Below are 13,056 nucleotides of genomic sequence, written 5' to 3'. Positions count from 1 at the left end.
TCGCCATCCAATTATTTAACTGCATTTCCCAGAGAGTCTTTGGCTACATCTCACTTTTGTCAACCGTTCTTCTATCCTATCAAATCTCTTATCTACCTGATCAAATCTCTCATCGATCCGTTTTTCCAGAGAGTCGATTTTTCCCTCAATCCTTGTCAGAACAGCTTCTAGGGAATAAGTGACGGTTTCGTTAGCCATTTTCTGTCTCCTTTATCTCTTCTGGATTCACCATCGTGATCTCAATATCAGTATCGCTGATTTTTGCCTCCCAGTTTCAATCTCTAATAGGGGTTAAGATTAATTGGAACGCTGTAGGGTTGATTCATGAATCAACCCTACAAAGTATTAATCCCTAATAGGGGTTAAGATTAAATCCGTTGAGTAACGCACAGAAAACGGGTTTCTCGAAGAAACCCGTTTTCTACTCAAATCAATTTTTAATAACCAGATTATAACAGGAAAAAACCCCATCTTTCTTCAAGATAGGGTCAGGTAAAAATCAAATCAATCTAAACAGTAACAGGTTCTCGATCGAGGGGTTTAACGCGATCGAGCAGTGCTTGCAATTGTTCCCCTTCAATCACCTCTTTACTGAGGATTTCTTGGGCAATTTCTTCGAGCAAATCGCGATTTTGAGCGAGAATATCCAGGGCCTGCTGATGACCATTTTCGACAATCTCTTTCACTTCATTATCGATCGCTTTGGCCGTATCATCGCTCACCAAGCGCCGGGGATTCATCATACCATCTCCCAGAAAACTATTCTGTTGACCTTTTTCGTAGGCTAGGGGACCGAGAGTCTTACTCATACCATAGGTCGTCACCATGCGTTCGGCCAAATCCGTCGCCCGCTGCAGGTCATTAGCAGCCCCAGTAGTAATACTACCAAAGATAATCTCCTCGGCGGCCCGACCACCTAAAAGAGTAGCAATTTGGTCGCGTAATTCCGTATCATCCATGAGGAAACGGTCTTCCGTGGGCATTTGCAGGGTATAACCGAGGGCTGCCATGCCGCGAGGCACGATCGAAATCTTAGCAACTTTACCACCCCCCGGCATAACTGCACCGACGAGAGCGTGACCAACTTCGTGATAAGCAACGATTTTCTTCTCTTTTTCCGAGAGAACCCGGCTTTTCTTCTCTAAACCCGCCACTACCCGCTCGATTGCCTCATTAAAGTCCTCTTGAGCGACGGTGCTGCGTTGATTGCGGGCTGCCAATAAAGCGGCCTCATTGACTAGATTAGCTAAGTCAGCACCAGCAAAACCGGGGGTACGGGTAGCAATCTGTTTTAAATCCACATCCGAGCCTAATTTTACCTTACCTGCGTAGATTTCGAGGATTTTTAAGCGTCCAGCCAGATCGGGACGATCAACTAACACTTGGCGATCAAAACGGCCAGGACGTAAAAGGGCGGGATCAAGAGTTTCTGGGCGATTAGTAGCGGCCAGCACGATTACCGTCGCATCACCAGCGTTAAAACCGTCCATTTCGGTCAATAATTGGTTTAAAGTCTGTTCCCGTTCATCGTTACCCCCCATAAAATTACCGTTAGCGCGAGATTTACCGATCGCGTCTAATTCATCGATAAAAATAATACAGGGGGCTTTTTTCTTGGCCTGTTCAAACAGATCCCGCACTCGGGCTGCACCCGCACCGACAAAGAGTTCCACGAATTCCGAACCTGAGATACTAAAGAAAGCAACTCCCGCTTCTCCCGCGACTGCTTTTGCCAGCAGGGTTTTGCCTGTCCCCGGCGGACCGACTAGGAGGACACCCTTGGGAATCCGCGCCCCGATTTGAATGTAACGTTGGGGATATTTAAGAAATTCAACGATTTCGGCCAATTCGGTTTTCGCTTCTTCCACACCGGCCACATCTTTAAAAGTGGTTTTGGTGGTGTCTCCTTCCACATAGACTTTAGCGCGACTTTTGGTAATCGATAAAGCCCCGGCTGGACCACCGCCACCGCTGCGAGCGAGGAAAAATTGCCAAATACCAACAAAAATCAGGGGAGGAATCACCCAACTGAGAACACTACCAATCCAGCCATTTTTTGGCGGTGGTGCGGCGGCGAATTCTACGCCCTTAGCTTCTAGACGTTTGGGCAATTCTAGGTCAAAAATCGGTGTAGTGCTGAAAATTCGTCCGTAGTTGCCCTCTTGGTCGTTTTTAAGCTGATAACGAATCTCATTCTGTCCCACGGATACCCTAGCGACGTTACCATCTTCCACTTGGTCGATAAAAAGACTATAGGGAACTTTGGGGACGCTAGGGCCAAATAATTGCGGGAAAAGAAGGTTAACAATCAGAAATAAGCCGCCTACGGCTAATAAAACATTACCGATCAGGCGAGATTGTGAAGGAGGTTTGCTTTTTATACTCATTGCTGGGCCTGATTGATTAAAATTAGTCTCTATCCTCTCCTCATTGTAGGCTGTTGACTGCTCAAGTTCAGATTGAATCAGGCGGGGGGATTACCGTCGTCTTCGGGCGGTTTTTGCCCTAGTAAAGCCTCTAGACGGGTTTGGGCAAGCTCAAAATCCGGCGCAATCCCTAAAGCTTTTTGGTAACAGGCGATCGCTGCTTGGGTTTCGCCTAAATTTTCTAGGGTACTGCCGCGATTGTACCAAGCTTGATAAAAATTATCGTCCGCTTCTAGCACCTGTTGCCAACATTCTAAAGCCTCTTGCCAACGTTGCAGTCCGTATAGGGCGCTGCCTCTAGCGTTAATGATTTGGTGATCGTTGGGGGTGATTTCTAGGGCGCGATCATAACTATTTAACGCTTCTTCGTAGTTACCGACCATGGCTAAGGCACTACCCCGATTATGCCAGGCCGAGGCTAATTGGGGATCGATCTTTAAGGCCTGTTCCCAATCAGCGATCGCATTTGACCAATTGCCTAAATTTGCCTGTTCTAGGCCCTGATGAAACCAATCTTCGGCAGTTTCAGGGTTTTTACCTTCCTGGGAGGAAAATTGAGCGATGAGACTATCAATAATGCTTTCTGCGTCCTTATTTTCGATGCCCAATTGTTCGGCGATTTGGCCCGCTAGGGTAGGATCGTTTTGCAGACGGTTAAATAATTCATCGAGGGTGAGGGTTTCTAATTGGGGATTTTCTGGGTCATTACCGTTAAAATCGCTAGTTTCACCGGAATATAAGAGATTTTCTGGCGGTTGCGGCAGGGAATAACTACCCGGTGCCTCATCGTCGCCGGCGTATTCCCAGATTAAAGTGGCAGTTTCTTTGCTGTAGAGTTGATAACCGATCTCGTAGGAAGCTTCACCAATACGTTCAATCCCGGGGAAAGCGCGAGCTAATTCTCCCAAACGGATCATTCTGGTGGCGAGAATTTGGTTAAGGGAAGCGGAGGATTGCAGACGGGTTCCAAAACGCTCTAACCATTCTACCCAATCTTTTTGCCGACCTCGATCGCCCAATTTCTCAAAAAATCTCAGAATTCTGCCTTCGTGCCAACCGTGGGCCACTCCATCGAGTAACTGCATATAGAGAAACTCGTAGTCTGTATCGGTTAGGGGAACAGATTCGATCGCTTGTACTCTCCCCTTTCCCCCTTGTCCCCCCAAAAGTCGGGTAAAAAAGTTTTCGATCGCACGCCAAAGTTTTCTTAAAAGTCCCTGCATTCTAATCTCGACACTGGTTTTATTAATCTTGCAAGCGTAACCCAATTAGTCTAGCAGTTATCAGTTATTGGGGAATAGGGGTTAGGGTTTGGGGAGATTTGTCAGGGATCAGTAAACAGTAATCAGTGAAAATACTCCTCACTTAACACCGCTTACCGATCACCGATAACTTAATTATTGGCCATCACCCAATTAACCAGAGTGCGGACGGGAAAACCGGTGGCTCCGGCATTATTAACGCCATTTTCCTTATCGGACCAGACCGGTCCTGCGATATCTAGGTGGAGCCAGGGAGTATTATTAATGAATTGCTTCAAAAATAAAGCGGCTGTAATGGAACCGCCGGGGCGCGGGCCGGTGTTTTTCATATCGGCAATTGGAGACTTCAGACCCTCGAAATATTTTTCTTCTAGAGGCATCGGCCAGAATTTTTCGCCGGCTAATTTAGCGGACTCTTGGAGTTGAGCAGCGAGACTCTCATCGCTACTCCATAAACCGGCGATATCGTCCCCTAAAGCGACGACACAGGCCCCGGTTAAAGTGGCTAGATCCACGATCGCATCCACCTCTAATTTTTCCGCAAAAACCAAGGCGTCGGCCAAGGTTAATCGTCCCTCGGCATCGGTGTTATTGACTTCAATAGTTTTGCCGTTAGAAGCGGTTAAAATGTCCCCGGGGTGCATAGCGCGACCACTAATCATATTTTCCGTAGCCGGACAGATAAAGTGTACTTCCACTTCTGGCCGTAATTGGGCGATCGCCTTGGCTGCGCCTAGGGTGGCGGCACCACCTCCCATATCCATTTTCATGGTTTCGATGCCACTGCCGGCCCCTTTAATATTCAAACCGCCGGAATCAAAGGTTAAACTTTTGCCGACGATTGCTAGTTTACGTTTCGGGGTTCCTTGGGGTTTATAGATTAAATGAAGGAATTTCGGGGGAATATCCGAGGCTTTGGCCACTCCTAGGAAGGCTCCCATACCCAAGCTTTCGCATTCTTCCTGTTCCAGAATTTTGAGACTTAATCCGTATTCGGCGGCAATTTGCTCGGCGGTTTCTGCCATGGTCAGAGGGGTGACGGTGTTAGCGGGAGCATTGACTAATTCTCTGGCCAGAATCACCCCGGAACAGATCTGCGCGGCTTTGGCGATCGCTGATGTTTGCTCTCCTAAACCCAATAACTCGACGGTTTCTAATTTGGCTCCTTTTTCCTCTTTAGTGGACTTGAAGCGGGTATCCTGATGATTGGCCAGCAGCAGCCCTTCTGCGATTGCTCCGGCAGTGGCGGACTGATTGCCAACTACCGGTAAACTGATGGCCAGAGCTTGGCTTTTTTGTTGTTTGGCCAGACGAGCGATGGCAGCGGCGGCTAGACGCAGGGTTTGCAGGTCGAAATCCGTAGTTTTTCCCAATCCCACCAGGATTAATTTGCGAATCGGACCCCCACCTAGACGAGTCGCCGCACTGCTGCCTAATTTTCCCTCGAATTCCGTCTCGGAGATGAGTTCCTCTAGGGTTCCCCCCAGTTTATCGTTCAATTCTGCCAATTCTCCTGCAATCTCGATGGTTCCTTCTGGTAAACCTAGGGCTAAAGTATCTCCTGTCCAAGTAAGGAGCGAGGTGTCAGTCGATCGAATATCCATTCTTTATCTCGATAATTCTTTGCAAAATGCTTCTATTAATCACTATACTGTAAGCTCTATCAGTTATAGAAACGGCCTCCTGCCCCCTGCCGACCGCCTTCGTTAATCAGTATCTTCGGGACTTGGTATGGTTCGATAGGGGGGCATAAATCGACTAAATCCTTATCTGGCAAGGGATTTAATTGATTAGTTCGCTCTAGATCGAAAATAATTGACAAAAATTGCGGTAATGTCTGTCTCTATAAGGGTTTCATTCCTTATAACCCCCGTCCATTGCATAACACAAACCGAAGAGCCGGCTTTTTTAAATGATCCTAGCTTGCAACCAGAGAAAACAAGTCAGTTTAAGCAAGTTTTAATCTCTTTAAAGCATACGGCTATGGCAATCCTCTGGCAAATACAAGAATACGAAAATCAAGAAACTAAACCTCTCAATTGGACAGACTTTTATACGTCGAATAAATCCGATACCGATCAAGTGCAGAAACAAAAAAATCAGCCAGCGATCGCATGGGCATAATCTCGCTTAGAACAGTTAGAAAATCTGAGAAAAGTTAAGGGATGGGATTAAAAGAGTGATTGTAATTCTGGACTCTAACATTTTAAGCTTATTAGTAACCCCGATCGGTGAAGACTGGCCAGAAGATCAAAAGTTATGTACAGAAGTTTATCAATAGGAGTTGATTAGACGGAAAATGTCACTATAATAATATAGTTATGCGGTAAAGGTTATTTCACGAAATACATGGTAGCTGAATATATTACTTCAAGAATTCGCCAACCCCTCCCCGGTGAGTTTGTTGTCCCGCAATCAACACCAGTTATAGCTTTCGGAAATGCTCAAACTGCTAGAATAGCGACACTTGGCTTGAATCCAAGCCGCGCAGAATTTGTTGACGCAAATGGCAATCTTTTATCTGACGAAGACCGCCGTCTATCGACGAACATTTCTCTTGGTCTTACCTCGATTGAAGATGCGAGTGATTCCGATATACAAACAATCGTCAACGATTGCAATACTTACTTTCACCGTAACCCGTACAGGAAGTGGTTTGACCAGCTAGATGCAATTCTTCGGCTCTGTGGAGGATCCTACTACGACAATACTGCTTGTCATCTTGATTTGGTACAATGGGCTACTTATCCTGTTTGGAGTGGTCTGGAGTCAGATGTTAAAAAGCAACTGCTTAAGAACGATGTAAGCTTTTTGCATCAACAAATGTTGGATTCACAACTTGATTGCATTCTGATCAATGGTCGTGGCGTTCTAACTCATTTCCGTCAATCGTTTGACATTAGGTGGCAAGAATCTGAGGCGATTAAGGGATTCCACAAGCACGACATTGAGCTTTTCAATGGTTGGTTCAATGATAGAATTCGCGTCATCGCTTGGACGATCAACATACAATCGTCCTATGGAGTATCAAATCGACTTCGGGAGGAACTCGGCAATCGATGCGCTCATTTGCTTTCCCGCAGGACGCTCGCATAACAAACCCAATGCACACCGACCGTTAAAAGGCTTCTGTTAATTGTTCAAGGCTATCTGCGGCGGGTGATGGGCAACGTTAGCCTGCTGAGTCCTCAGTGGGGACGTATCGGAAGTTTGACTATGAATAATCCTAAATCCGGTTATTAAAAACTGATTATTTATTCTCCCTTTTGCCTCTTGCCTCTTGCATGAGTGCCTCTCCTCATAAGTAGCCTATACTCAACGGATTTAGTATGAAATGTAGTGTGAATCTATCTTTCCTATAACAATTGTTCAGGTTATTCTTACACAAATACTAACAAGTTGATGAAGCGGACGGGCGGGAGAGCTTCGGGTTATTATTGCAACCAAAAATATCAAAGATTTTCACAACATTACTGATACTAAATCTGGTTATTAAAGAATGATTATTTATTCCCCCTTTTGCCTATTGCCTGTCCTCATAAGTAGCCTATGCTCAACGGATTTAGTATGATTGCGCTCTCTGGCAAGATATACATTATTAAAGCGAAGCCACTTGCTTTCATTTTTTCAATAATACTTATAGATCCAAGGCAATCTATTTGCTGCCCGAAAATTCCCCCCATAATCTTGAGAATTTTTTGATCAATTGGGACTCGATCGAGGATAATTAGAAAAAGTATTTTGACTCATAACCAAATCTAATCAAGAAGCCCAGTGACGATTCCCCTGCTAGAGTTGTTTGTATTTGCCACCGTTTTGTGCGGATTTTTAGGAACATTCCTGAAAAAAAACTTAATCATGAAGATTATCGCCATGGATGTCATGAGTACCGGCGTTATCGCCTACTATGTGGTGATTTCTTCCCGTGACGGTTTATTTACTCCCATCCTCGGTACAGTTAAACAGCAAAATTACGCCGATCCTGTACCCCAAGCAGTGATTTTAACAGCGATCGTCATCGGTTTTTCGATTCAGGCGTTAATGCTGGTGGGAGTGATGAAATTAGCCAAAGATAACCCCACCCTCGACAGCAGTGAGATAGAAAAAAATAATACACCATGAATACTTTAACGATCGCTTGGATAAGTTTACCCTTTTTGATCGGCTTTATCATCTATTTATTGCCGCGATTAGACAAATATCTGGCTCTCGCCGCCACTATTATCTCTCTCGCCTATTCTCTCCTTTTATTTAGCCAATCCTCCCCCATAACCCTCAACCTACTGGATAATTATGGCGTGAAACTGGTAGCCGATCAGTTAAGTGCCTATTTTATCCTCACCAATGCCCTAGTGACGATGGCAGTTATTTTTTATAACTGGGAAAGTAGCAAAACCGCCTTTTTTTACGCTCAAGCTATCATTCTCCACGGCAGCATTAATTCTGTCTTCGTCTGTGAAGATTTTATTAGCGTTTACGTTGCCTTAGAAGTAATTAGTATTGCCGCTTTTCTGGTGATTGCCTATCCTCGCAGCGATCGCTCTCTCTGGGTTGCCCTGCGTTATCTGTTTATCAGCAATGTGGCGATGTTATTTTACCTTATTGGCGCAGTTTTAGTCTATAAAGCCAATAATTCCTTTGCTTTTGCTGGTTTAAAGGGCGCACCTCCCGAAGCCTTGGCTTTAATCTTCATGGGATTATTAGTCAAAGGGGGAATCTTTGTCTCGGGATTATGGCTACCGATGACACACTCGGAATCGGAAACCTCTGTCTCGGCGCTGATGTCGGGGGTGGTGGTAAAAGCTGGCATTTTTCCCCTCCTGCGCTGTGCTTTAATCCTAGAGGATTTGGATGGACTAATTCGGCTTTTAGGGGTGCTAACGGCGATTTTTGGCGTATCCTACGCAGTGTTTGAAAAGGATAGCAAGCGGATGTTAGCCTTCCATACTATTTCCCAATTAGGTTTTATTTTAGCCGCCCCGGTAGTCAGTGGTTTTTATACCCTTACCCACGGTTTAGTTAAATCTTGCCTATTTCTGTTAGCGGGAGTTTTACCCAGTCGCAATTTTAAAGAATTACAGCAACAATCGCTCCCTAATTCCCTCTGGATTGCCCTAGTGGTTGCTAGTTTTTCTATCTCTGGATTCCCCCTATTATCCGGTTTTGGCGCAAAAGCGTTAACGATGAAAAATTTAGTCCCCTGGCAAGAAATTATGATCAATCTTGTGGCGGTGGGTACGGCGATTTCCTTTGCTAAATTTATCTTTTTACCCCATGCGGGTGGCGAAAGTAAACAGAAGCTAACTATCGGTTTCTGGATAGCAATAATTCTACTCCTTGCCGCCCTATTTTTATCCAATGCTGTCTATGTTGAGGCTTATAATCTACCCAATATTATCAAAGCTTTAGCTGTCATCGGTGCCGGGTGGTGGTTATATCTGGGAGTTTTCAAAAAGTTATCTCTAAAATTATCGCGCGCATGGGAACAATTTGATAATCTCATCGGTATGATGAGTATAATGTTAGTTCTATTATTTTGGATGGTATTGGCATGATCGGACATATAATTCTGCGTTTAACTATGTGGTTTTTACTCACCGCTAATTTTACCCCCGCTAATATTATGATCGGGGTGGCTATTGCTTTTCTTTTGCCCCGTAATTTCGCCTCTAGCGAAACTTTAGGCGATTGGTTAAAGGTAATAATTAAAGTTTTTATGGCTATTCCCCAAGCTTATAAAGAAGCGTTTGAAATTATCTTTCGTCCCCACAAGGAAGAAGAAATTATTTTCGAGAGAATTTCGGGTAAACGTTCACCCAGATTAGCTTTTTGGGATATATTTCTCATTACCTTTACCCCGAAAACTATCGTCACCGAATACAAGGAAAATGAGGGTTATGAAGTTCATGTAATTAAACGGAGTCAACAGGGATGAATATTGTTCTCATTGCCATGATTGTCGCTTTATTAATTCCCCTTTATGAAGTAGCAAGAAATGATGACATCTGGCAAAAAATGGCCGCCTTTGCCAGTGCTTCCAGTAAATCATCGATTATTATTCTAGTGGTGTCAGTTCTGCGGGATGATTGGATGATTGGAGTGGTAGCAGTGATTATTCTCAGTGTCGGTAATGCCGGATTTATGTTATTAGCACAAATTCTTAAACGACTGAACGAATCATGATTGACATTTTCAGTTATATCTGCATCGCTATCGGAGTTTTTTTCTGGTTTTGGGGAACGGCGCATCTTTTAGACAAGCGCTCGGTATTATATAAATTACACGGTCTATCTGTCGCTGATACTTTGGGTTCCATGGCGATTATTTTCGGGCTACTTTTGAAAGTTCCCCAAAATTGGCCTTTATTATTATTGGCAATAATTTCCCTGGCAATTTGGAACACCATGTTAGGCTACGTTTTAGCTTATACTTCTAGCGATCGAGAGTAAAATTAAAGATGAATGAAAGTTATCTCTATGTTATTGTTGCCCTCTTGCCTTTAACTGCGGCGATGGTGATGTTACAATCTAATCCCTACCAAGCTTTAGTAATTCGCGGGGTTTTAGGGGCAATAGCCGCTTTAGTTTATGCTTTATTAGGGGCAGCAGATGTATCTTTAACCGAAGCTTTGATGGGAACCATGTTAGCCGTAACTCTCTACGCGGTGGCGATTCGTTCCTCTTTAGTGATGCGTTTAGGAGTAATTGCCGAGGAAACCGATACAGTTTTAGAACAGTTAAAAACTCAACTACAAACGGTTTTAAGTAAACGTTTTATGCGTTTAGAATTAGTTGCCTACAGTGATAAACAAGCTTTGCAACAGGCACTTATGGATAAGGATGTTCATGCCGTCTGTATCCGTCAAGACAATCCAGAAACTATCCCCTACGAAACCACAATTAGATTACCCTATCTCTACGATATTTTTAAAAATGAATTAACGGCAGCCAACACGATTTTAACCTGTATTGAAACCCCAAAATTAGAGGAGAAACACTAATGAAACTGATTTATACTCTAGCCGCCATTGCCTTCGCTATCAAAATGGTAATTATTCCCAATACTGCTTCCTCTATATCATCCTTAGAAATTGTTGAATCGCTGGTGCGCGACGGTGGTGTTCCTAATGCGGTTTCGGTGGTTATTTTTCGTAATCGTCTTTACGATACCATCTATGAAGTGGTTGTTTTTACCATTGCCATTATGGGGGCAAATTTTCTTTTAGCCACGGAAAAACCCGCCAGTAAAATCCATCAATTTACCGACCAACCTTCAATTATTTTAGCCCGTTTGGGGTCAACAATTGCCGCTTTAGTGGGCATTGAATTAGCTATCCGCGGCCATTTAAGTCCGGGGGGAGGTTTTGCCGCCGGAGTCGCCGGAGGTACGGCAATTGGTTTAATAGCAATTACCTCGTCTCCCGAATGGATGCAAGCAATTTATCGCCGTTGGCAAGCGGCAACATGGGAAAAAATTTCCGTCTTAGTTTTTATTGTTTTAGCCGCCATTACTCTCTCAGGATTTGAGTTACCCCACGGGGAATTAGGAGCACTATTTAGTGGCGGCATTTTACCGATACTAAACATTTTAGTCGCCGTTAAAGTAGCTTTAGGTTCCTGGGCAGTAATCCTCGTTTTTATCCGTTATCGCGGTTTATTGTGAGAGGTTAATATAGTTATTTCAATTAATACTAAATCTGGTTATTAAAAAATGACTATATTCTATTGGTTTTTATTTTACCTCAATGTTATATCATCTAGGATGAAATAGCCCTGGGTGTTAGGAGAAATTGGACTTATTTCCTAACACCCTAACAACTTAGATAATTAACCCCTTTGTCGAGTATTAATCACCTCACCGGCTGCATTAACTAACTCTAGCTGTAGCGGCATTTGTCCCATAGCGTGAGTGGAACAACTTAAACAGGGATCATAGCAACGAATACCCGCTTCTACGCGGTTTAACATCGCTTCGGGAATTTCGCCACCATGGATATAATGTTGGGCGATTTGTTTCACCGTTTGATTCATGGCCAAATTATTATTACCCGTGGCAATAATTAAATTCACCGTTTCAATCAAACCATTTTCATCCACTTTATAATCATGGAATAAAGTACCCCGGGGCGCTTCACTAACTCCCACCCCTTGCAGATTATTAATTCCTGCTTCGGCCCGGCAGCGTTGAGAAACTATGTCGGGATCGTCGATTAAACGTTCAATCTGTTCTAAACAAGCCAAAATCTCCACTAAACGAGCATAATGATAGTAAAAAGAAGAGGTTGCTACACCACCGACCCGATGGCGATATTCGCGTAACTCAATATCCGCCCCCTCCGTGCCAAAATGGGAACAAACATTTAAGCGGGCCAACGGACCAACTCGATAGATACCCTTGGGATAACCGAGGGGTTTATAGTAGGGAAACTTCAAATAAGACCATTTTTCTACCGATTCGCCGATATAATCGCGATAATTGTCTTCGCTCAGGTTATCGGCCACGATATTGCCTTGACTATCGGTAAAACGAATATGACCGCCGTAGTGTTCCCACTCGTCCCGTTTACCGACCAATCCCATAAACAGAGAAGGGAAATTACCAAAAGCGGCGATTTCTGTGGTTAAATTGTCCAGAAGTCCTTTAAACAGGTTTAAAGCCGTGTAAAGAGTCGCTTTAGACTCCGGCAGTCTTTCTTTAATCCATTGTCGCCCCTCTTCGCTCAAGGGAGAACGCACACCCCCCGGTACAGACCAAGCGGGGTGAATTTTTTTGGCGCCCAAAAGTTCAATAACTTTCTGTCCAAATTGACGTAAACGGATGCCTGCTCGCGCTAGGTCGGGATCGGCGGCAATTAAACCGAAAACATTCCGTTTAGCGGGATCACTTTCCCAACCAAGCAGAAAATCGGGACTGCTAAGATGAAAAAAGCTTAAAGCATGGGATTGGGTTAATTGTCCCAAATTCATCAAGCGCCGCAGTTTTTCACCCGCAGGGGGGATTTGCACCGCTAGAATTTTATCGCCGGTTTTGGCGGCACAAAGTAGGTGACTAACGGGACAAATGCCGCAAATTCGGGCAGTAATTCCCGCCATCTCCCACATCGGCCGTCCCTCGCAGAATTTCTCAAAACCACGATACTCGACCACATGAAAACGCACGTCATCCACTTCCCCCCCATCGTCAAGGAAAATCGAGATCTTGGCATGGCCTTCGATCCGGGTGACGGGATCGATAACGACGGTTTTAGTCATAGTAAGTCCTCATTGTTCAGGAGTTCCACAGAACGGCATTGTGGAGAGTGCGATCGAGCTTAGTTTAAACGATAATTTATCCCGATCTCCGCCCTGCTGTCTCTATGATAGTTATTA

General features: G+C 44.4%; 14 protein-coding genes and 1 pseudogene. 9 read left to right on the top strand and 6 right to left on the bottom strand.

Annotated elements, in window-relative coordinates:
• Window positions 1-15: 15 nt before the first annotated feature.
• The 5 genes and pseudogenes from IQ234_RS01830 to IQ234_RS21690 all read right to left on the bottom strand — a co-directional run bounded on the left by IQ234_RS01830 (window position 16) and on the right by IQ234_RS21690 (window position 5,571).
• Window positions 16-198: a DUF4164 family protein gene (locus IQ234_RS01830; RefSeq protein WP_193955807.1), complete on the bottom strand. Its 183-nt coding sequence runs from the start codon at window positions 196-198 to the stop codon at window positions 16-18.
• 311 nt (window positions 199-509) lie between these two features.
• Complete coding sequence (gene ftsH4 / locus IQ234_RS01825) at window positions 510-2,387, bottom strand: ATP-dependent zinc metalloprotease FtsH4 (protein ID WP_193955806.1); 1,878 nt, start codon at window positions 2,385-2,387, stop codon at window positions 510-512.
• 77 nt (window positions 2,388-2,464) lie between these two features.
• Window positions 2,465-3,649 (bottom strand): tetratricopeptide repeat protein, encoded by a 1,185-nt coding sequence (locus tag IQ234_RS01820; RefSeq protein WP_193955805.1) that lies wholly within the window; start codon window positions 3,647-3,649, stop codon window positions 2,465-2,467.
• Between the two features lie 170 nt (window positions 3,650-3,819).
• Entirely contained in the window at window positions 3,820-5,292 is a 1,473-nt protein-coding gene (locus IQ234_RS01815) for a leucyl aminopeptidase (RefSeq protein ID WP_193955804.1), read from the bottom strand.
• A 59-nt stretch (window positions 5,293-5,351) separates the two neighbouring features.
• Window positions 5,352-5,571, bottom strand: a pseudogene (locus IQ234_RS21690) (hypothetical protein).
• A gap of 100 nt (window positions 5,572-5,671) precedes the next feature.
• On the opposite strand from IQ234_RS21690, the gene IQ234_RS20900 reads away from it, so the two are divergent.
• The 9 genes from IQ234_RS20900 to IQ234_RS01770 all read left to right on the top strand — a co-directional run bounded on the left by IQ234_RS20900 (window position 5,672) and on the right by IQ234_RS01770 (window position 11,350).
• On the top strand, window positions 5,672-5,812 hold the full coding sequence (locus IQ234_RS20900; protein WP_228008320.1) for a hypothetical protein: 141 nt from the start codon (window positions 5,672-5,674) through the stop codon (window positions 5,810-5,812).
• A gap of 225 nt (window positions 5,813-6,037) precedes the next feature.
• Window positions 6,038-6,784 (top strand): hypothetical protein, encoded by a 747-nt coding sequence (locus IQ234_RS01805; protein ID WP_193955803.1) that lies wholly within the window; start codon window positions 6,038-6,040, stop codon window positions 6,782-6,784.
• Window positions 6,785-7,462: 678 nt separating this feature from the next.
• The gene (locus IQ234_RS01800) at window positions 7,463-7,810 is read left to right on the top strand and encodes an NADH-quinone oxidoreductase subunit K (protein WP_002796737.1); all 348 of its coding nucleotides are present in this window, start codon (window positions 7,463-7,465) and stop codon (window positions 7,808-7,810) included.
• Entirely contained in the window at window positions 7,807-9,243 is a 1,437-nt protein-coding gene (locus tag IQ234_RS01795; protein WP_193955802.1) for a cation:proton antiporter, read from the top strand. Before IQ234_RS01800 ends, IQ234_RS01795 begins: the two co-directional genes overlap by 4 nt.
• Window positions 9,240-9,623: a Na+/H+ antiporter subunit E gene (locus IQ234_RS01790; RefSeq protein WP_002789095.1), complete on the top strand. Its 384-nt coding sequence runs from the start codon at window positions 9,240-9,242 to the stop codon at window positions 9,621-9,623. Before IQ234_RS01795 ends, IQ234_RS01790 begins: the two co-directional genes overlap by 4 nt.
• A complete protein-coding gene (locus IQ234_RS01785) occupies window positions 9,620-9,871 on the top strand; it encodes a hypothetical protein (RefSeq protein ID WP_002771873.1) in 252 nt (83 codons plus the stop codon). Before IQ234_RS01790 ends, IQ234_RS01785 begins: the two co-directional genes overlap by 4 nt.
• The gene (locus IQ234_RS01780) at window positions 9,868-10,137 is read left to right on the top strand and encodes a monovalent cation/H(+) antiporter subunit G (RefSeq protein WP_002752066.1); all 270 of its coding nucleotides are present in this window, start codon (window positions 9,868-9,870) and stop codon (window positions 10,135-10,137) included. Before IQ234_RS01785 ends, IQ234_RS01780 begins: the two co-directional genes overlap by 4 nt.
• An 8-nt stretch (window positions 10,138-10,145) precedes the next feature.
• Entirely contained in the window at window positions 10,146-10,688 is a 543-nt protein-coding gene (locus IQ234_RS01775) for a DUF4040 domain-containing protein (protein WP_002771877.1), read from the top strand.
• Window positions 10,688-11,350, top strand: a complete 663-nt coding sequence (locus IQ234_RS01770; RefSeq protein ID WP_193955801.1) for a Na(+)/H(+) antiporter subunit B — start codon at window positions 10,688-10,690, stop codon at window positions 11,348-11,350. The genes IQ234_RS01775 and IQ234_RS01770 overlap by 1 nt, the downstream gene beginning before the upstream one ends.
• A 164-nt stretch (window positions 11,351-11,514) precedes the next feature.
• Here the strand turns inward: IQ234_RS01770 and IQ234_RS01765 are convergent, their stop codons facing one another.
• Window positions 11,515-12,939, bottom strand: coding sequence for a Ni/Fe hydrogenase subunit alpha (locus tag IQ234_RS01765; RefSeq protein WP_193955800.1), 1,425 nt, complete (start codon window positions 12,937-12,939; stop codon window positions 11,515-11,517).
• Window positions 12,940-13,056: the final 117 nt, after the last annotated feature.

It is taken from the genome of Microcystis aeruginosa LEGE 91341 (genome assembly GCF_015206885.1).
Classification (GTDB): domain Bacteria; phylum Cyanobacteriota; class Cyanobacteriia; order Cyanobacteriales; family Microcystaceae; genus Microcystis; species Microcystis aeruginosa_H.
The sequence above is the reverse complement of the archived record's forward strand: the minus strand, read 5'-3'. Positions and strand labels throughout refer to the sequence as shown.

Coding starts and splice junctions, on each gene's coding strand:
- IQ234_RS01775 (WP_002771877.1), top strand. CDS start 10,146: ATGAATGAAAGTTATCTCTATGTTATTGTTGCCCTCTTGCCTTTAACT.
- IQ234_RS01770 (WP_193955801.1), top strand. CDS start 10,688: ATGAAACTGATTTATACTCTAGCCGCCATTGCCTTCGCTATCAAAATG.
- IQ234_RS01805 (WP_193955803.1), top strand. CDS start 6,038: ATGGTAGCTGAATATATTACTTCAAGAATTCGCCAACCCCTCCCCGGT.
- IQ234_RS20900 (WP_228008320.1), top strand. CDS start 5,672: ATGGCAATCCTCTGGCAAATACAAGAATACGAAAATCAAGAAACTAAA.
- IQ234_RS01820 (WP_193955805.1), bottom strand. CDS start 3,649: ATGCAGGGACTTTTAAGAAAACTTTGGCGTGCGATCGAAAACTTTTTT.
- IQ234_RS01795 (WP_193955802.1), top strand. CDS start 7,807: ATGAATACTTTAACGATCGCTTGGATAAGTTTACCCTTTTTGATCGGC.
- IQ234_RS01815 (WP_193955804.1), bottom strand. CDS start 5,292: ATGGATATTCGATCGACTGACACCTCGCTCCTTACTTGGACAGGAGAT.
- ftsH4 (WP_193955806.1), bottom strand. CDS start 2,387: ATGAGTATAAAAAGCAAACCTCCTTCACAATCTCGCCTGATCGGTAAT.
- IQ234_RS01785 (WP_002771873.1), top strand. CDS start 9,620: ATGAATATTGTTCTCATTGCCATGATTGTCGCTTTATTAATTCCCCTT.
- IQ234_RS01765 (WP_193955800.1), bottom strand. CDS start 12,939: ATGACTAAAACCGTCGTTATCGATCCCGTCACCCGGATCGAAGGCCAT.
- IQ234_RS01830 (WP_193955807.1), bottom strand. CDS start 198: ATGGCTAACGAAACCGTCACTTATTCCCTAGAAGCTGTTCTGACAAGG.
- IQ234_RS01780 (WP_002752066.1), top strand. CDS start 9,868: ATGATTGACATTTTCAGTTATATCTGCATCGCTATCGGAGTTTTTTTC.
- IQ234_RS01790 (WP_002789095.1), top strand. CDS start 9,240: ATGATCGGACATATAATTCTGCGTTTAACTATGTGGTTTTTACTCACC.